This window comes from Microbulbifer mixtoriginis (SeqCode) (assembly GCF_052466865.1).
Genome location: NZ_CP174293.1, coordinates 4,519,741 through 4,539,099 on the forward strand (window position 1 = coordinate 4,519,741; position 19,359 = coordinate 4,539,099).

Here is a 19,359-nt window from a genome sequence, read left to right on the forward strand (position 1 = left end):
TGTTACTTACCGGTAACTGAGTGACTTAGGTGCTTACGGATATCGATCATTATTAGCAGATTGGCGATAAACCAAAGATCTTTAATAATAAATATGCCACTAGAGGCCAAAACTCCAGGGCTTTGCCAGCTTCCGGGATAGCTGAACAGAAAAGTCTGAGTTGTTACAAACACCGCACCACAGAGCAGTATCCCCGGCCAAAACAGGGGCCGGATGACTAACCCCAAAGCCAGAATGATCAGAGCGATCAAGTCATAAATGCCAATCAGATTGGAGGCCTGTTGTATATTAAAGAAATTATAGAGCCATGCCATCAAGGGTGAACTACTCACCAGGGCCTCAATACCCTGGGCTTCTATTGCAGTGAACTTCATTCCGCCAATCCACAACAGAACCAACCCCACCGGTAAATAGTTCAGCCAGATATAGCGCATTGACTGACAGGCACTGCAGCTCAACAGTGTCAGACCAATCGCTGTGAGGGCAAAGTACTTGATCACGCCCTGCCCGGAGCCAATAGCGGGAAACCCACCAAGGCTATCGATCCAGTGCGCACTTCCGAAGAGACTTAATAGAGGGACCAAGGATATACATATAATCAGGAGTGCCAGAGGGCGAATATATTGTGGTTTTAACAGTGATAGCAGGGCTACAACCGCAGCTACCGCAAAGAGTAGCGCTACGGCAATTCTTACGATATGCAAGCCCGCCTCACTATTAACGCCATAAAATCCGAAAATGGAGGCCAAGCCCCCATTCTGGCCAAGAAACAAGGCAGCAGCAATCAATGTAAATGAAAGGCCCAGCAGGGCCCTAGAAGTTTTTTGCAAAAAGGTGTTCATTATTTAGGGACCAAATCGTAAATAGCACTTCTGGAAAACCTAGTGGCTTCCCCTCTGTCTCCTCCGGGCACTTCCCTATGCTCCGATGACCCATTAAGTGTTCTAAATCGGGTTAGCTGTGAAGGAAGTGCCTGAAGACCTATTAATGTTGTCGGTCCTGACTGGAAAAAATTACACCTTAATTGACTTGTTCTCAGAAAATAAACTGACCTCTTCCGGTTGAGTTCACTTTATTCCAGGGTAAGTGTCCCACGATACATCTGCATCTGGCAGCTAAAGGGATATTTTCCCGGTTTGGCCGCAGGGATTTCTACCGTGGTTTCTTTATTGAGCGCTAGCTCAGCACTGATTTCGAGATCGGGGAAAATCACCCACTCGGAGCAAGGGCTGGGATCTTCCCGTAAAAAATGCAGCGTGGCGGCATGACCCGAGGGCAGGCGAATATGATCCGGCTCATAAACCCCATCTTTGACCAGTATTTGCAGTTGTTCACTGACCGCCACTGTCTTTGCCGCACCGCGCCTCGGGCCCAGCCAGAACCACCAGATGATGGCAATAATTAGCAGTACTCCGATGGTATTTACCAGGGTCGCAATCATTAGTGCACCTCCGAGGGCTTAAAGAAGCGTAGACGGTTGGCATTGCTCACCACGGTGAGCGAGGAGAGTGCCATAGCGGCACCGGCCACGATCGGGCTCAGCAACATGCCGGTGAGCGGAAAGAGCACCCCTGCGGCGATGGGTATACCTAGGGTGTTATAAATAAAGGCTCCAAAAAGGTTCTGTTTGATATTGCCGAGAGTCGCCCGCGATAATTCCACCGCATTGGCGACTCCATGTAGGGAGGAACGCATCAGGGTGACATCGGCACTTTCGATAGCGACATCGGTACCGGCGCCGATAGCAAAGCCCACATCGGCGCGAGCCAGTGCTGGGGCATCATTGATACCATCTCCCACCATGCCCACACGCGCACCGTCTTTCTGCAGTTGCGCCACTATGCGCTCTTTATCTTCCGGCAATAACTCAGCGTGCACTTTATCGATTTTAAGATGGCGGGCAACGGCCTCGGCACTGGCTTGGTTATCACCAGTCAGCATCTCCAGGCGTAAGCCCAACTTACGCAAACGGGCTATGGCCGCTGCGGCATCATCCCGAATCGGATCAGCCACAGCGATAATTCCCTGCAGTACACCATCCACTGCCGCATACATCACCGTACGCCCTGCCTCCGCCAGATTGTTGGCGCGGGCCTTCCAGTCACCCAGGGGAATATTTTCCCGCTGCATTAACTTACTGTTACCGAGCAGTATCTTTTTACCGGAAATAACCCCCATCACCCCATGTGCAGTAATGGCTTCGAAATCACTGGGCTTTTGTAGATCAAGCTTTTTCTCATGGGCCGCAGTCACAACCGCCTCAGCCAGCGGATGCTCCGAGCCCTGTTCCAGGCTCGCCAGCAAACGCAGTAACTCATCGCTATCGCCTTCGCTCTCGATATCGGTGAGGCGTGGTGAGCCTTCGGTGAGCGTGCCGGTCTTATCCACAACCAGCACATCCAGATTGCAGGACTGCTGCAACGCCTTGCCGTTGCGCACCAGCACACCGTACTCCGCACCCTTACCCACGCCCACCATCACCGACATGGGCGTAGCCAGCCCCAGGGCGCAGGGGCAGGCAATAATCAGCACCGAGGTAAGAACCACCAGCATATGGGCGGCGCGCGGATCCGGTCCCAGGTTGAACCAGACCAGTGCCGCCACCACAGCGATGATCATCACCACCGGCACAAAAATGGCCGAGATTTTGTCTGCCAGGCGCGCAATGGGCACCCGAGAGCCCTGGGCGTTTTTAACCATCTCAATAATTTGTGCCAGGCGGGTGTCCGCCCCCACTTTTTCCGCCCGGAACAGCAAGCTGCCGTTCTTGTTCAGGGTGCCGGCAGCCAGATTGTCCCCCTCGCCCTTCTTCACCGGCACCGGCTCGCCGGTGAGCATGGATTCATCCACCAGGCTACCGCCCTCCAGCACCACGCCATCCACCGGGATCTTTTCTCCGGGGCGCACGCGCAACTGGTCACCGGCCTGAACCTGCTCAATCGGCAGATCCACTTCTTTACCGTCGCGCAGAACCCGCGCTGAGGTATCCTGCAGCTCCAGCAGTTTCTCCACCGCCGCACTGGTACGCCCGCGAGCGCGCACTTCCAGTGCCTGGCCCAGGCTGATCAGACCGATAATCATGGCGCTGGCCTCAAAGTACACATGGCGCGCCGCTTCCGGCAACAGGTGGGGCACCAGCACCACCAACATGGAAAAAAGCCAGGCCGTGCCGGTACCCAGGGCCACCAGGGTATCCATAGTGGCGCTGTGGTGGCGTAGCGCTTTCCAGGCCCCGCTGAAAAATTGACCACCACAGAACACCAGAATCGCCAGGGTAATAAGCCCCATGGCGCCCCAAGCCAGCTGATCTGCGAAGCTGTTGACGGACATCTTATCGGTGATCAGGCCCCAGGCCATCAACGGCAGGCCCACACCCAGGGCGATAGCGGAGCGCCACAGTAACTGGTGATAGTGGCGCTCTTCCTGGGCACGCTGCTCTTCGCGCCGCTGGCGCTCGCTACTCTTGGCCACCTCGGCGTCATAACCCGCCTGGCGCACCGCCTCGATACAACTTTGCGGCGCCGCCGCGCCCTGCACCTTAAGGGTTTTATCGGCCAAGTTTATGCGGGCATCCTGAACCCCCGCAACACCCTGCACGGCGCTTTCAATCTTATTCACACAGCCGGCACAGCTCACGCCACTGAGGCGGAATAGTGTCTGCGCTGCTTGCTGTTCTCTCGCCATAATGCTCTCCCGCAATACCGTTTCTGGCGACAAAGTTACAACCTTACCCCAAGGGTAAGGCAACGGGTTACAGCCATAATTTTCCCTGCACTATTTCCGGGTCGCCATTATTCAGCTTAGCGGCTGGACTGGCGCGCCTTGCTCTGGCAAAAGCAGGCCATAAAGAGCCACTGTAAAGGCCGCGCAAGCCCCACGCCGGAGTGTTATTATCGCGCCATGAAACACCCCCTGCTTCCCGAAAGACCCCTGAGTATCTCCCCGACTCTGGCCTCAACTGTTGGCCTGGAGGAAGCGGTATTGCTCACCGCCCTGGGCGACCTGATACCTTTCCTGCCCGCGGAGCCCTACGCTGGGCGGGACTGGTTTACCGCCACCGGCGAGCAACTCTATCTGCTTCTGCCGTTCTGGCAGGCAGCAGATATCCAGCGGGTAGCCACCAGTCTGCGCAATCAGGGCGCCCTGATGCTGGGCGCAGCTCCTTTCGGTAGCAGTGAAGTCCTCAAGTTCACCCTGCCCAGTGAACACCGCCGCCCTACAGCCCTGGCTCAAACCCCGGAACCGAGCCGCACCCCGGCACCAGCCAATCGCAGTGCCAACACCATTGCCCCCAGCTGGCAGCCGGATGCCGAAACTATGGCGCGCATCAGCCAGCTCGGTATCCCGGAACACTTTGTGCGGGAGCAGCTACCGGAGTTTGTCACCTACTGGCGCGAACGAGCCGAGCCACGCCACTCCTTTGGCTCACTGTTCCTGCGCCAGGTAAAGAGCAAATGGGAAGCCTTTCGCGCTACTGCCCAGCGCAAGCAGGCCTTGCCGGATAACTGGCAACCGAACAACGACACCCTGCGCAAACTGGCCGACGAGGGGGTACCCAGTACATTTGTCAGCCGCGGCCTACAGCGCTTCCTCGACTACCACCGTTCCAGCGGCAAGCAATCCATTTCCTGGGATCTGGAATTCAATGACTGGATCATGGAAGACTGGGAGAAACAGGAAACTCCATTTATTGAAAAGCGCAAACCCACTGCCATGACGCGCGACTGGCAACCCAGTGAACATACCTGGGAACAGCTACAGCGCCTGGCAATCAACCCGCGCTTTGCCGCCGAACTGCTGCCGGAATTTATTTACAAGTGGACAGAGCGCGGTGGCCACAGCGCGCGCTGGGGCGAGCTGTTTATTGAGTACGCTCGCGAGGAATGGGCCTACTACTGCCAGGGTATTGAGAAAAACCCGGTAGCCAAACCCATAGCGCGCAACTGGCAGCCCGGCGGTGACTGCCTTAGCCACCTGGTGAACCAGTGCGAGATAGAGCGTGACTTCGCCCTATCACTGGTGCCGGAATTTATTATTTACTGGCGCGGCCAAAACGCCGCGCGCAAAAGCTGGGACGCCGTATTTGTGCGTCACGCTCGCCATCAATGGGCAGAGCGCAACAAGTTGGCAATAGGAAACTCTTATGGCAATCCACAAGACGCCCACAACAGCGCAAACCAGCGCACCCGCGACCGCTCAATCGGCGACATACTCACAGACACAAACTGGTAATGCGCAAGATCAGGAACTACTGAACGAAAAAAAGCGCGCGATTAACGAAGTCTTCGCGTTGTTTAAACTGAATTACCACAACCAGTTCAGTGCCGCATTTCCGGATACCGAAACCCTGCATCACGCAAAACGCCTGTGGCTCGAAGCGCTGGCCGCTTTTGAAGCCCAGGATATTATGCAGGGCGCAAAGCGCGCGATACTGCAGAGCGAATACCTGCCCACAGTTCACAAAATGCTGCAGCTCTGCGCCGCCGGCGAAAACGGCCTGCCAGAAGCCCGCGCCGCCTACCGCGAAGCCTGCAATGCGCCCAGCCCCAAAACCAACCACAATTGGAGCCACCCAGCGGTTTACCACGCCGGGCGTGAATCCAACTGGTATTTTCTCTCCAACAACCCAGAATCTATCGCCTACCCGGTATTTGTAGAGCACTACCGCAAACTTTGTGCACGCGTACTGCAAGGAGAAAAACTCAGCGCCCCGGAACAATTAAAGCTGGAAGAAAACCCCGGCACCCCGCTTTCCAAAGAAGAGAATGCGCAAAAAATGGCAGCCTTGAGGGCTGAGTTAGGTATTTAAATCTTCTTCATCCGGCGCTAGGGAATACCCTTAGCGTCCTCCCCCTCCAACACTCCTATTTCCCCACATACTCTCAAAAAATATGACCGAATCTACTGAAAGATTTAGATCACCTTGATCATTTTTTTTATCGAGCCTCCGCAAAAAGGTAGAACGCCTCTTAAACTTAAAGAATTGTAGATTTATTGCTCTATCAGCCTCTGGTATGCACCATGGAACCATTTAGAAGTGGCAGATTGATTTATTATGTTTTTTGGGAGACATTAGCGCAGAAATGCGTTTGGAATAGAAATCAAGGTGGTAGAGGTCCTGTTAATCACCATATAAATGTTTTTTCTTAGGACTATTAATCGAAAATGTCTAAAGTAAACATTCGCACTGCAAATGAGCTAGATCTGGATAGGTGCTATGAGATTGAGTCTGTATCCTATACCGGTAACGAGGCCGCAACTACAGAAAAAATTTTAAAGCGAATTAAGACCTACCCTGATGGTTTTCTCTTTATAGAAAACAGTGAGGAAATTATTGGTTTTATTAATTCAGGAGCAACCCATAAGGTTGAACTATCCGATGAAAACTTCAAAGAATTAATAGGCCATGATCCGAGTGGAAAGAACATTATCATCATGTCTGTGGTAGTTCACCCTAAATATCAAGGGAAAGGCATGGCAAGTACGTTAATGGAGAGATTTATTGAGTCCATGCGGGATATAGGGAAAATAAAAATTTACCTTATATGTCAGGCTGAACTTGTTGGCATGTATGCCAAATACGGCTTTATACACCTTGGAAAATCGGATTCTGATCATGGCGGGCTTAGCTGGCATGAAATGTCAATTACATTACAAAATACGGAGTGACAAAAAATACCAGCAATGAATATTGGATTAAAAAAATGCGTAGGAAGCGATTAAATCATTATGCAGATATAGTTTGTAAAATGTTTTTCGGCTGGCGCATGAGCAATGACCTAGAAATGATGTCCGACTTACCAGATGGTACTATCTTTGTAAATATTCTTTCGGGCGAAGCTCATCATTCTATTTCTGGCGCCGTAGATCTACATATAGCCAAGCAGATTAAATCTTGGTTTAAGTATCAAAGCAAAAAAGACAGTATTGACATTTCGCAACTAGAAAGTGCCATCCTGGAAGTAGACATCGACACAGGCAAAGTAGCTACAAATAAAAAGAAAATTGTTTTATTCAATATGGAATGTCGCAGCACAATCAAAACTAATGATAAAACTTACAAGGCGATGATAAAGGATATGAAGCAATGGCACACCAGAGTCATAACCTAAAATTTGGTTACCGCCAGAAACAATGGGCAACTACTAAAAACGTAATCACCGGAGTTATATCAAAAAACAATACAAACTAACAGTATGGCCATAGTGCCAGGTGAGTTTAAGGACGTACAATCACTTAAGTACCTAAAAAACACCATTGGTATTATTGAAGTCATTACAGAACAAAGGGGGGTGCTGTAATAGACTTTCAAAACGCTAGGCTCTAAACGCCTGATCAGTGGTCAGATACTTTTTTTGAACCACGGAGACCTTCTTTACAAAAACATGCTTTTCTAATGTAATCTCCGGAGAAAGATGGAATTTGGTTACATCCAAGGGGGATGCGAATATTTTGAATGCCCGACATTAGCCTGGTGGGTTGGCCAGAAAAACATCTTCATGATGGGCATAAGTTGGCAAACAGATTTATAGAAATGTATGCAAAGGGTAAATTCTCGGAGTCCGGTATTGAGATCAAGGTCGAGGGATTGCCAAGAGGTATGCATACACAACTCAAAGATGGACACGAAAACTTAGACTTAAAAACTATCACATTGAGATAAAATACAAAAAAACAAAATAAATTGTAATTTTGAATTGAACACATACACAATGAGGACATATTATTGTAGGGTATACCGACTGGTGAAATTTACACCAGTAATGATTGAGCTAAATATTTTATGACCTTTTCCCGTTAAATGGATTTATTTATGGAAGAAAATCCTAAAAAACTAAAGTCCCTCTCACCAGGAAGATTAGAAGCAGAGTTAAGGCAAAACTTAGAGAAAATTACAGGTTCTAAGTTTCACTCAATTTACATAAGTCTATTCGAATACGCATCAGGGGGATGCTCTGATGATTATGCTATTGAATTTACGATAGAAATTGATTGTAACAACTGGTGAGAATAGAGGTAGACAATGGATTTAGATAGAAATAAAGACTTAATTTGTATTTCTGCAGAAGATCTCGAAAAATCTTTAACTGAAGTTATAGAAAAGATGACTGGAGAGCAATCCTATGAAGTTTCTGTTAGCTCTTTAGTATTCAAGAGATCTGAAGGTGGAAAACAACAGATACGAATGATCGCCAAAGTAGGCGAAAAACATAGTGTTAGTGGATGGTAAATATATATTAATGGTTAGCTGTAATTATAGCCGTCACCCCCTAACGATACTCATCCGAGCATAAAATTTCAACACCAAGCCCCCTAAGTTCCTGGCAGTTTAAGTTGGACTTAGAGGGCTCGGCCTAGTTAATAAGTGAAAGTGATATTGTGATAATGCTTATTCCAGCTTCAGACACCACATAATATCATGACGAAAAAAGTGTATGCGACTGTATCAAATAATGTCAGACTTATTAACTGATTTTGAGCATCAGGAAGTTATTTAGATCTCGGAAAGATCGCCGTATGCAACCTTAAAGAAAAGCTTAAATAAATTGAGAGGATAAAAAACAACTTTCATCTAAGCGCCCTCTACCAGACAAGAATAAGATAACAATTCAAAGATGCCAGCAAGCCTGCTACTTAAGCCATAAACAACACTCTATGTTTAAAGCTTACCCTATCTGGATCCTAAGGCTTTGAAAATCCTCCGTGAATAAATTGGCAATTTAAAAAGTATATTTTTCATGCCTACAGAAAAAAACTAACAATAAAATGACCAATTTTAAGTATTACAAAAAAAGGAATGATATGTTTGACCCTTGGACATGAACTTCAACATTAATTCACAATAATAGTTTTGGCATCTGTTGCAAAAAAGCATTAGAGTGGAAATTAAATCTGTCATTTAATGATACTCAGCAAGAGCCTTACTGCTCACATGGTTGCTTATGGAATAGCTTAGGTAAACTATATGATCTATTAAAACCGACATTAGGTGAAATAAGAACTAAGATAATCGAGCATTCATAGGCATTTATTCCATTAGATATTGAGTTACTTGATAAAAAACGTTACTGGCCAACACTTTCAAACACATATGACTCTGAATTGCGTATTTTAAGAAGCAATGAATCACTTTTTTATGATGATTGTGAACTTTATACTTATTGTGAATTATTGGTAGCCATAAAAGAGGCAAATATACATAGGTTACTGCTATGGGTTAGTTAACCTGATATCCTTTTAAACAACTTATCATCTTCAGTAGCATCATTTGTGTCAAGAAAGGGAGGTCACTTTATGACCAATCGTCGTAATTTCGTTAAGGTTCTAGGTGCTTTTACTGCAGCCTCTCTACTGAGTGGCACCAAGGAGTCATTTGCAGTAATGAATAGTAAAAGTACTTGGTACATGCCAGATGAGGGTGAGCCTCACCTGCGTACTTGGATGGCCTTTGGTGCAAGCCGCAAAATTTGGGGACGGAAACTCCTGAGGGAAGTCCAGCAGAATTTGGCAACAATTGCGCTGACGATTGCGGAGTACGAGCCCGTTTCAATGCTGGTTCGACAAGCAGACCTCCCACTTGCCCGGCGACTAATGGGAGATAAGATCGAACTAGTTGTTTGCCCTCTAGATGACTTGTGGATACGTGATACAGGCCCCGTTTTTATTGTAAATGAAAACGGTGATAAAGCGGCTATTGACTTCAACTTCAATGGTTGGGGAGAAAAGCAGGATTTTGATAATGATGCAGAGGTTGCTGCATTCACTGCTCAGTCGGCCGGTGTGCCCAGTATCCAAACTAACCTGATACTCGAAGGCGGCGGGATAGAGGTTGATGGGTATGGTACCGCGATCATAACCGAGAGTTGTGTGCTCAACGATAACCGTAACCCAGGTGTTAGTAAGCAACAATGCGAACGGGAATTAAAGCAGCTTCTTGGTCTAGAGAAAATTATCTGGTTACCTGGCATTAAAGATATGGATATCACTGACGGACATACAGATTTTTATGCCCGTTTCGTACACCCAGGTGTAGTTGTTGCCGGCTTTGATCCCGATCCCAACTCTTTCGATCACGCCGTAACAAAGCGGCATCTTGAGATTCTACGCTCTGTAACGGATGCCAGTGGCCGCGAATTAGAAGTTATTGTATTAGAGGCACCTTCAATAGTTCGAGAGCGGTTTGACAACAGGGATTTCGCCGCTGGATATATTAACTTCTATGTTTGCAATGGCGCGGTCATAGCCCCTGAGTTCGGCGATCATTATGCAGATGCCTCAGCCAAGCGAAAATTACAAAGAGCATTTCCTAATCGCGATATTATACAAATTAATATTGATGGCATAGCAGCCGGTGGTGGAGGTATACATTGTACAACCCAACAGGAACCGGAAATTTAACTGCTCTTAACTTAAAGTGATTAACGGATATTTAATATATATAAATACTTGCTACCTTAGATATTCGCCATAAAGAAGTGTGTATTTATTTTGAGTATATTTGAGCAGCAATAATTTAGCCTATAAATACATTGGCTGCATAAATATCCATGAAAAATAGAAATTACAAATAATTACATTTCTATAGTAAAACATCCTTCTTTCAAGAATCTATGGCAAGATAACAGTCTTGCTATAACGTTGATCATATTCTTTATAAAAAAGACAATTCAGCTATAAAGCTCCCCCAAGATTGGAAAACAATAAGGATATATTGTTTATGAATTATACGCTTCGATTACTAACTAGACTACGCTTAACAATTCTAGCTGTTGTTATGATATCCATCAGTTTTCCAGCATATGCAGACTCTGTGGATAATCTTATCAAAAGTATCATGGATAAGCGCCAAATCCCTGGTCTCCAATTGGCCATCGTTAAAAACGGTGAAATAATCAAACTGGGAAATTATGGATTATCTAATTTACAAGACAATGTGCCGGTAAGATCCAACACTGTATTTCCAATTAACTCAATGACTAAGGCGTTTACGGGTGTTGCATTGCTACAGCTCGCAGAGCAAGGACGCCTTTCCTTAGATGATGAGATTGGCAAACACCTTACTGACTTACCTGCCAACTGGAAGTCAATAAAGATAAAACATTTAATGGCACACACTTCTGGGCTGCCCAATATTTTCAGTGGTTATCTTGCTGACTTGGTTGTTCGTGGCAACCCAGATGCTGCATGGAACAAAGTAAAAGAATTACCTTTAAAATCTGAAGTAAACACACAGTTTAGTTATAATCAGACGGGTTATGTTATTATCGGTAAAATAATCGATAAATACGTACAAGGTGGCTTCCCAAAATTCATTACCGATAATCAGCTTAAAATCGCCAATATGAAATTAACAGCTGATGCCGGCTTTGAACACATGACGCGTCCTATTAACAATCATGCAAGGCAATATCTCTACGATTCCGATAAGGGCCAGCACAAAAATAACTACGTTGAATTCCCTTACATATTACAAAGTGCAGCTGGCATGAATTCAACAGCAACAGAAATTGCGCAATATCTTATTGCCTTGCAGTCTAAAAAGCTGCTCAAAAACCTCCATTCTCTTTGGACACCGATCACTTTAAAGAATGGCCAAACTGCTGGGTTTAATCATGTAGAGAATGGTTATGCTATTGGATGGCAAGTTATCGATCGGGAACATCACCGTGCAGTTAGTGCGAGCGGCGGAAATGCGGCAACTATGATTCACTATCCGGAGGATAAACTATCCATAGTTGTTCTTACAAATTTAATTGGCGGATTGCCAATCCAGTTTGTAGATAAAATTGCAGCTGAATATATTCCTGAATTTAAGCTTTAAAGTCGCAGGGGCAGTTAGTAGCTGGGATTTTAAAGAGCTGGTTAATAAGCAAATATATCACCTATACAAAACCTGCCCCAACAATTAATCCATTAATAAGTCAAAAATCATTATCGGGGATGCAGCGGAGCCTCTAAATAATTCCTTAATGCCTCTGCGAGTCTTAGGGATTACAGGTTAGCCGCGGATAGTACTAACCCTCTGTAAGAGCTGGAACGTGGCAGATATGGCCTGCCCCTTAAGGGTTTCAGAGCGATTTACATTTGGTATTGCAACTTCTTGGAAATTCTAGGTATTCCTGCAAAGCAGCATTTTGATTGAAAACTACTCTGAAGGCCAAAGGAATCGCGGAATTATTCAGAGATCTCCTAGATTTAATCTTTCACCAAATTTTGTTTTTTTGGCTCAGATGGAAAATTTAATCAAAATCACTATAACCAACAACGCTAGATCATAGCTTGGAGCAGGAAATATAGAAAACAATTTTTATTATGTATATCAGGTTTATAGCAAAGACGAATCCCGATATTTTTCATAGCAATTCTATAGAAAATTCCATCAGGTTTTTGTCATAAAAAATATAAATGGTTAATTTTTAACAAAGACCGACAAACCCAATGCCTCACTCACCGTATACCAATCAATAAATTTGAAATTCTGCTTGGCATTGGGCAGACGATTCCTGCCATCTTGGACAACAAGCAAACCCATTGGATATTCCGGCCCAAGATTCAGGCTGGTAACATCCAGACCATCGGTTTCAGAACTTCCATCGATACCTGAGCGTATATTCATTGTTACCCTAAAATGACCAACAAAGTCATTACCATCACGTGTGAATAACGCATAACTGTCATTACCCTGGCTAGAGGCGATCAGGTAACCACTATCCTCTGTTAGGTAGAGGGCGAGCCCTTCCACATCATCCACCAGGGTCTGACCATCCACTTCAGCAACCAATTTAGCCTGGTATTCACTATTCTGTTGCTTTTTAAGGCCCAGTGACCAAATCCCCCGATCCTCCTCAGCAAAAAAGAGCCTCTGCCACTTATCATCGACGACACAGCCTTCAACCTGGCTATTTACGACTATTTCTGTATGCTTTTTTAACGAAAATTCTGTAGGATTCTCGCCAAGATCAATTTCAAACTGGTGCAAGGCAGCATCTTTATCCGATACCCAAGCAAAAAACTGATTATTGGTTTTCTGCAAACATAGGCCATAAGGATCTTGCAAATTTATAGTGCGTAGCCCCAGGTGCTCAACATGCCCTTCAGCCGTGATGGCAAAGAGGTTTACCCCGGGGGTCGAGCGGTTAGATGCTGCCGCTAATGCACTATAATGAGGATGTTCAATACTGCGGATATCCACATTGTTAACACGCCCCACAGCAAAATGTTCGAGCAGCTTTCCCGATAAATTGTAAATATTCAGGCCACTTTTTTTGTCCGTTGCCAAAATCAAGCTATTCTGTGGCTGGGATTTATTGGCCCAGATAGCAGGATCATCAGCAGCATCACCAAATGACTCTACCGGGTCCGTCTGATTGCGAGCAAATACACTGACGATTGAATCACCGCTCTCGGGATCAAATCCTGTAGACTCAGTTTCTAAGTAATCAATTTCCACATCATCAAAAACCAACAGCTGATCCCGACCAACATCCAGGGCCCAGAGCTGACCATTTAAGAATACTGGGGAGACTGCCGAGTGGTTCTCGTTAATATGAAGTTGCCACTCTGGCTCCTCTGAGGAAAAAGGCAGTCGGTAGCGATGTATCTGATCACCTGCGCTCAGCCACAGACTTTCACTACGAGCATCAAACCATAGATTGCCGAAGTCTTCACCAAGCCATTGAGCACTGAGGAATAATTTACGCTGCTCATCTTTTTCCGCGTTCGTATTTAAGCTCAGGATTCCAATGGGTGGTTGAGATACTAGCAGGCGTTGGGAGTGTGGGTTTACTGCGCAAGCATTAACTTGTTCACCAAAATAGAGTGGACGTACTTCTTGCATCTGCCACTGTTGTTGGGCTGGGAATAATAAATATTCACGACCTATGCCATCTTCACCAATGCTAAACAAATGAGTGCGCTGTTCTTGTTGGGAAAAGCACAGGGCACTCTGTAGCGTTGGCATTTTCTGGCTACCCAGTAGCCTAAAATTTACGTTATTTGAACCATCACTGTGGCGTATTTCATGTAAATTTATTTGCGCCAGGCGCTCATCGTAGGAGGCCACCAGTAAAGTTTCATTAGGCAGAGCTTGTACGGCTAGGCGTTCCACCCTTTCCTCTTGGGAGGCGAGTATTTCTCCGTAGGAATTTATTACAAGCAAACCGCGACGCTCGCTGGCAAGCAATAAATATTGCTCAGTCCCAACCCGTATCGGCAGAATCTGTTCTGCGTCTATCGCACCCAAGGGAATTACCCGTTGCGGCAAGGCCTTTTTAATGCGTAAAACAGAATCCACATCGTGACCACAGCTAACGAGTAGCGCAGCGGCGAGCATGATCGCAATAATAAAATGCAGTTTTTTCATGGAAAGCCATTCAATTCCGGAGAAAGAGCCCCACCTGTGTGAGGCTCCTTGCAGTGCATAAACACCGTAATTTTATTAAAAATGTTTTAGATGTTGTCCCGCTAGAAAGTACTGAAACTCAGGCCCAGGGCATAAGTCGGCCCGTACTCTTCATATTGACCGTTGAAACCAGAGTTATGCACATAATAAGGCTCATCGGTCAAATTCACTCCGGTGAATGTCAGCAGTAAACCGTTGTTCAAGTGGTAGCGCACAGAGAGATCCAATTGCAAGTGATCCTCTTCATAACGATCACGGGATGCATCCTCCATACCTACCTCCAGCAATCGCTCGCTGCGAAAAGCAGCAGACAAGCGCAGGCTAAAAGCATCTCGCTCATAACCGACAATAAAATTTCCCACCAGATCTGCTTGGGATGGCATAGAAATTTTGTCGCTGCGTTGACGATCCGGCCCCAATCCTAGACTGGCTTCAGAGTCTGTGTAGGTTGCGTTAGCACGCAGTAGAAAACCATTATCGAAGCCCTGTGTCCAAGCCAGTTCCGCACCGTTAATCCGTGCCCTTTCACCATTGATAGGCTGAAGTATTTCGGCCTCTTCCACTATCAGGTTACCGATATACTGAGTAAAGTCCGCGCTACTGGAAACATCGGACATCACAATAAAGTTATCGATAGACTTGTGGAACAATCCCAGCGATAGCATACCCAGATGATCCGCGTAGTATTCTGCGGAGAAATCCAGGTTGCGAGATTCATAAGGTTGCAGAGCTGGATTGCCGGCTTCCACTTCCAGCTCACCATCGTCGTACTCAATTTGCACCGGCGAGGGATTCAGATGGCCAAACGAGGGGCGCGACAGGGACTCGGTGTAGGCCGCACGCAGCACAATATTATCGCTGTAATCAAGCTTGAAGTTTACACTAGGGAAGAAGTGATCGTAATCGCGCTGATAATTGACCGCACTTGCATAGACCTCATCGGCAATGAATTCGGCACCGGGTACTGGCTCTTCGGATTCAATCACACGCATTCCTTCGGCACTGAAATCGGTGCGTTCATAGCGCACTCCAAAGACCCATTGAGCGCGATCAAGTTCGATGGTATTCATTACGTAAAGCGCACTGATATCTTCCTGCATCTGGTAATCACGCGCAGAAGAGAGGGCGGTTTCAGTTTCATCCATCTCAAAACTGGCAATATTGCGATTAATAAATAGATTGAGATTGCCTGGATTAACTCCCGGTCCGAAGGTATCGAGACGGTAATCAATATCGTTACGAACAAAATCTGCCAAGGTATAGTCACCGGCAAAACCATCATAAACGCTGGCATTCAGATCACCGCGTTTTTCCCTCTGGCGTTCGTGCAGGCCAAATTGCACAGTTGAGTCATAGGTGCCCCAGTTTATCTCCCTGGTAAAATCCAGACGTAAACTCAACTCTTCATCCTCGGAGAAATTATCCTCAATAACCAACTCGTCCAGTTGATAATTGGCGGGATCTAATATTTTTTCAGCGTCGCTACTGTCCACTTCCATACGCGGAGTTTTTCCCGCTTCCACATAACCCAGGCGCAGTGGTTCAAGGACAAAGTCGGTATCGCGGCGATGTGGCTCAGATTCCTCCGCGTAAGAATAACCCAGCACGTAGGCAAGACCCCATTGTTCGAAATTATGCTCTCCACCCAATACTGTTGAAATAATCTCCTGTTCTTCCAGACGATCTTTCAAGGATTTTTCCAATGCCGCCTCTTCCCAAATGGCGCTATGTCTGGAGATCGTCTCTGGCTCATCGCGCTCTGCATCCAGTTTCCAGGAATTGCGTTGACGGATCTCCTGATCTGAGAAGTCGGAATAGAGATTGTGCAGATAGATTCGTGCACCACTACTCAATTTCAGGTCGAAATTCGCGGCCATACCGGTGCGCTCACGAGTAATGGTGTAATCCCGCTGTTCTATTTCAGTTGCCCCAATCCCCTCACTACCGTCCTCGGCCACAAGCGCTTCCCAGCTACCATCGGTTTCAATATTTTCAGAACCGAAACCTCGCTGCTGATGACTGACTGCCAGAGCGACACCAAAGCGCCTGTTGCCATCAAGATCGAAAACATTGGTCATGGTGGCTGCATATTTTGGACTGTGCTCCTCTTGCAGGTCGCTATAACTGTTTTCAACACTGAATTTATAGCGACTGCCATCGTAGTCCAGCGCGTTAATACTCTTGATTTCTATGGCCCCGCCGATGGAGTCTGCACTCATATCCGGTGTAAGGGTTTTGAATACTTCTAAGCTGGCAAGTAGGTCTGAGGGGATGACATCCAGAGCCACAGCGCGACTGCCAATTTCTGGTGCGGGCAGACTGACGCCATTGATGCTGGCGGCATTCAAGTTGGGATCAATACCGCGCACCCCCACAAAACGTCCCTCACCCTGGTCGCGGGCAATAAAAACTCCAGCCATCCGCTGCAGGGCCTCTGTTACATTGGCATCCGGCAACTCACCAATGGCATTAGAAGTTTGTACTGCCACCAGCTGGTTGGAGTCACGCTGGCGATCCAGGTCGCTGCGCGCATTGTTGGCCTGAGCGGTAACCGTCACCGTTTCCATGGTGCGGGTCTGGCTCTCTTGTGCATAAGCATTGGCACTCAAGCCGTTATTAGCACAAAAAACTGCTATGGAAAGCGCGGTAACGGGGGTGTTGAGCGTTCGAAAATTGATGGTTGTGCTTTTCATGGCGTCCCACTCCAATTAGTGCCGGCGGCGTATTTATTGGGGCGCAGACTAGTAGGCGACTATGAACTTTACATGACGATTTTTTTAAGCTGTCATCAAGCTTTCAGAAATAGCTGGAAAAATTCCCAGATAAATTAAATATTCTTATTTATTTATCGCTTTTTATTAACCTCTTTTAATTAATCGATTGCGTAAAAGATATGTCATCGATTTAATTAGGTCAGGTTAATTTAATTTTATTAGGTTCCCCGCAACGGAGCAGCAGCAATGAAAGATTCTCCTGAAAACCCTGATCGTAGAAAGCTATTGAAGGCCATTGGTGGTGCCACGGCTGCGGGCGCCGCAACCAGCTTTATGCCTGGCTGCGGATCGGAGCATCATCGGGAGAATCTCTCATTTCAGGAAGTTCCCCACAGCTTGGACTTCAAACATCATTTACCGCAGGGTTACAGCGCCGATATCCTGCTACGGTGGGGCGACCCCATTGTCGCTAACCTCAAAGAATTTGAGCCGAAACAATTGACGGCGAAGGGGCAATCTCAACGCTTTGGCTATAACAACGACTTTATCGCCTTTATGCCATTGGCGGAGAATACCCCTGCCGGGCACGGAGATATCCACTGCCAGAGTGGTAACAGCTATCGCGGCCTACTATGTGTAAATCACGAGTACACCCAACCACACTTGATGTTCTCTGGTTACAACGATGAGTATAGTGCCACGCGGGGAGTCAGTGCCGAGCATGTAGCCATAGAACTAGCCGCCTGTGGCCACTCGGTAATAGAAATTACACGTACCGACAAAGGCTGGCAGCCGGTTTTGGAGAGCCCCTACAATCGCCGCATCACGGCGACCACGCCGATGCAAATTAGTGGCCCCGCCGCCGGAGACAAACGCTTGCAAACAACCGCAGATCCCTCTGGCACCCAGGTGCTCGGTACCATTGGCAACTGCGCCGGTGGCAAGACTCCCTGGGGCACAGTATTGATGGCCGAGGAGGGATTTGGTGGCGCCTTCCAAGGAGATCCCAACAAAGTCGAGGATACTCGCGAGGCGCGCAATCACCGTGACTTCGGCGTAAGACCCCACAATCGCAACCTAGGTGATTACGACCAACGCTTCGATATACAGCAAGAACCCAACGAACCCAATCGTTTTGGTTGGATGGTGGAATACGACCCCTACGACCCGCAATCTATACCGCGCAAGCTGACCACCCTAGGCCGCTTTGAACACGAGGGCTTTACCCTGGCCTGTAAGCCGGGCCAACCAGTGGTGGCCTATGGCGGCGATGACGACGAACATCAGTTCGTTTACCGCTATGTCTCCAAAGAGGCTTATCTGCCCAAAGATCCAACCCACAATCGCAATTTACTGACCGAAGGCACCCTCTATGCGGCACGCTTTGATGCGGATGGAAGTGGGAAATGGTTGCCACTAGTTTTTGGGCAGGGCCCTCTAAACAGCAACAACGGTTTTCACAATCAAGCAGATGTCTTGATTGACGCACGCCAGGCCGCTGTACTGCTGGGCGCCACTCCTATGGACCGCCCGGAGGATGTAGAGACCAATCCCCACAACGACTGCACCTATGTGATGTTAACCAAGAATAAAAGCCGCGCCGAAGACGGTGTGGATGCAGCTAATCCCCGTCACCAAAATACTGCCGGGCATATTTTGGAAATTGTGCCCCCGGCCATGCCTGGTAAAAAAACCGGCCGAGATCACACCAGCGACCAATTCCGCTGGCACCAGTTTTTACTTGGCGGCAATCCCAATGCGGAGAATCCCGTGGAGCGCGGCGCTTACGGGCAGCAATCCACTTACAATATTTCTAATCACGGCTGGTTTACCAACCCGGACAATGTCGCCTTCGATCCTCATGGCAACATGTGGGTGGCCACTGACGGCTGCGAGCGTTTCGGCTTCCACGACGGCCTCTGGGCCATGGCCACCGAGGGACAAATGCGCGCCGCACCCAAACACTTCTTTGGATGCCCGCAGGGCGCTGAGGTGTGCGGCCCCGAGTTTACTCCCGATGGCACAACTCTGTTTATCGCAGTGCAACACCCTGCCGACGCCCTCAACTCTACTTACGACCACCCTTTACACCGCTGGCCGGATAACAACCCGGAACTGCCACCGCGCCCCTCGGTATTGGCCATCTATAGGGACGATGGCGGTGAAGTGGGCAGCTAGTCATCCCAGAACGGCGCGCTTTCACACGAAGCCGCCGGTCCTGCTAGAATTTTTTAATCGAAGCCT

The 19,359-nt window shown here is 47.6% G+C and carries 14 protein-coding genes; 9 read left to right on the plus strand and 5 right to left on the minus strand.

Annotated features, from left to right (window positions below; genetic code table 11):
* Positions 1–2: 2 nt before the first annotated feature.
* From ACJJJA_RS20350 to ACJJJA_RS20360, 3 genes are all read right to left on the minus strand, one after another.
* Positions 3–842, minus strand: a complete 840-nt coding sequence (locus tag ACJJJA_RS20350) for a DUF417 family protein (protein ID WP_444887259.1) — start codon at positions 840–842, stop codon at positions 3–5.
* Between the two features lie 230 nt (positions 843–1,072).
* Positions 1,073–1,441 carry a cupredoxin domain-containing protein gene (locus tag ACJJJA_RS20355; RefSeq protein WP_444887260.1) on the minus strand — a complete coding sequence of 123 codons (369 nt, stop codon included), beginning with the start codon at positions 1,439–1,441 and terminating at the stop codon, positions 1,073–1,075.
* Positions 1,441–3,684: a heavy metal translocating P-type ATPase gene (locus ACJJJA_RS20360; RefSeq protein WP_444903217.1), complete on the minus strand. Its 2,244-nt coding sequence runs from the start codon at positions 3,682–3,684 to the stop codon at positions 1,441–1,443. Before ACJJJA_RS20360 ends, ACJJJA_RS20355 begins: the two co-directional genes overlap by 1 nt.
* Before the next feature lie 216 nt (positions 3,685–3,900).
* On the opposite strand from ACJJJA_RS20360, the gene ACJJJA_RS20365 reads away from it, so the two are divergent.
* The 8 genes from ACJJJA_RS20365 (at position 3,901) to ACJJJA_RS20400 (ending at position 11,821) form a co-directional block, all read left to right on the plus strand.
* Positions 3,901–5,232, plus strand: a complete 1,332-nt coding sequence (locus ACJJJA_RS20365) for a DnaT-like ssDNA-binding domain-containing protein (protein WP_444889336.1) — start codon at positions 3,901–3,903, stop codon at positions 5,230–5,232.
* A complete protein-coding gene (locus ACJJJA_RS20370; RefSeq protein WP_444903218.1) occupies positions 5,144–5,809 on the plus strand; it encodes a replication protein P in 666 nt (221 codons plus the stop codon). Before ACJJJA_RS20365 ends, ACJJJA_RS20370 begins: the two co-directional genes overlap by 89 nt.
* Positions 5,810–6,165: 356 nt before the next feature.
* Positions 6,166–6,669, plus strand: a complete 504-nt coding sequence (locus ACJJJA_RS20375) for a GNAT family N-acetyltransferase (RefSeq protein WP_444903219.1) — start codon at positions 6,166–6,168, stop codon at positions 6,667–6,669.
* A gap of 35 nt (positions 6,670–6,704) precedes the next feature.
* Positions 6,705–7,112: a hypothetical protein gene (locus ACJJJA_RS20380; protein WP_444882845.1), complete on the plus strand. Its 408-nt coding sequence runs from the start codon at positions 6,705–6,707 to the stop codon at positions 7,110–7,112.
* 701 nt (positions 7,113–7,813) lie between these two features.
* The gene (locus tag ACJJJA_RS20385; protein ID WP_444903220.1) at positions 7,814–8,008 is read left to right on the plus strand and encodes a hypothetical protein; all 195 of its coding nucleotides are present in this window, start codon (positions 7,814–7,816) and stop codon (positions 8,006–8,008) included.
* A gap of 15 nt (positions 8,009–8,023) precedes the next feature.
* A complete protein-coding gene (locus ACJJJA_RS20390; protein ID WP_444887267.1) occupies positions 8,024–8,230 on the plus strand; it encodes a hypothetical protein in 207 nt (68 codons plus the stop codon).
* 1,064 nt (positions 8,231–9,294) lie between these two features.
* Entirely contained in the window at positions 9,295–10,398 is a 1,104-nt protein-coding gene (locus tag ACJJJA_RS20395) for an agmatine deiminase family protein (RefSeq protein WP_444903221.1), read from the plus strand.
* A gap of 412 nt (positions 10,399–10,810) precedes the next feature.
* Positions 10,811–11,821 (plus strand): serine hydrolase domain-containing protein, encoded by a 1,011-nt coding sequence (locus tag ACJJJA_RS20400; RefSeq protein ID WP_444903222.1) that lies wholly within the window; start codon positions 10,811–10,813, stop codon positions 11,819–11,821.
* 588 nt (positions 11,822–12,409) lie between these two features.
* Here ACJJJA_RS20400 and ACJJJA_RS20405 read toward each other — a convergent pair.
* Both ACJJJA_RS20405 and ACJJJA_RS20410 read right to left on the minus strand, forming a co-directional pair.
* Positions 12,410–14,362 (minus strand): phytase, encoded by a 1,953-nt coding sequence (locus ACJJJA_RS20405; protein WP_444903223.1) that lies wholly within the window; start codon positions 14,360–14,362, stop codon positions 12,410–12,412.
* Between the two features lie 101 nt (positions 14,363–14,463).
* Positions 14,464–17,094 carry a TonB-dependent receptor gene (locus tag ACJJJA_RS20410; protein WP_444903224.1) on the minus strand — a complete coding sequence of 877 codons (2,631 nt, stop codon included), beginning with the start codon at positions 17,092–17,094 and terminating at the stop codon, positions 14,464–14,466.
* Between the two features lie 267 nt (positions 17,095–17,361).
* Here ACJJJA_RS20410 and ACJJJA_RS20415 point away from each other — a divergent pair, with 267 nt between their 5' ends.
* On the plus strand, positions 17,362–19,293 hold the full coding sequence (locus tag ACJJJA_RS20415) for a PhoX family protein (RefSeq protein ID WP_444903225.1): 1,932 nt from the start codon (positions 17,362–17,364) through the stop codon (positions 19,291–19,293).
* The last annotated feature ends 66 nt before the right edge of the window (positions 19,294–19,359 follow it).

Bases quoted from the DNA above. Each gene is read 5' to 3' on its own strand.
- ACJJJA_RS20350 (WP_444887259.1), bottom strand. From the start codon at position 842: ATGAACACCTTTTTGCAAAAAACTTCTAGGGCCCTGCTGGGCCTTTCA.
- ACJJJA_RS20355 (WP_444887260.1), bottom strand. From the start codon at position 1,441: ATGATTGCGACCCTGGTAAATACCATCGGAGTACTGCTAATTATTGCC.
- ACJJJA_RS20360 (WP_444903217.1), bottom strand. From the start codon at position 3,684: ATGGCGAGAGAACAGCAAGCAGCGCAGACACTATTCCGCCTCAGTGGC.
- ACJJJA_RS20365 (WP_444889336.1), top strand. From the start codon at position 3,901: ATGAAACACCCCCTGCTTCCCGAAAGACCCCTGAGTATCTCCCCGACT.
- ACJJJA_RS20370 (WP_444903218.1), top strand. From the start codon at position 5,144: ATGGCAATCCACAAGACGCCCACAACAGCGCAAACCAGCGCACCCGCG.
- ACJJJA_RS20375 (WP_444903219.1), top strand. From the start codon at position 6,166: ATGTCTAAAGTAAACATTCGCACTGCAAATGAGCTAGATCTGGATAGG.
- ACJJJA_RS20380 (WP_444882845.1), top strand. From the start codon at position 6,705: ATGCGTAGGAAGCGATTAAATCATTATGCAGATATAGTTTGTAAAATG.
- ACJJJA_RS20385 (WP_444903220.1), top strand. From the start codon at position 7,814: ATGGAAGAAAATCCTAAAAAACTAAAGTCCCTCTCACCAGGAAGATTA.
- ACJJJA_RS20390 (WP_444887267.1), top strand. From the start codon at position 8,024: ATGGATTTAGATAGAAATAAAGACTTAATTTGTATTTCTGCAGAAGAT.
- ACJJJA_RS20395 (WP_444903221.1), top strand. From the start codon at position 9,295: ATGACCAATCGTCGTAATTTCGTTAAGGTTCTAGGTGCTTTTACTGCA.
- ACJJJA_RS20405 (WP_444903223.1), bottom strand. From the start codon at position 14,362: ATGAAAAAACTGCATTTTATTATTGCGATCATGCTCGCCGCTGCGCTA.
- ACJJJA_RS20410 (WP_444903224.1), bottom strand. From the start codon at position 17,094: ATGAAAAGCACAACCATCAATTTTCGAACGCTCAACACCCCCGTTACC.
- ACJJJA_RS20415 (WP_444903225.1), top strand. From the start codon at position 17,362: ATGAAAGATTCTCCTGAAAACCCTGATCGTAGAAAGCTATTGAAGGCC.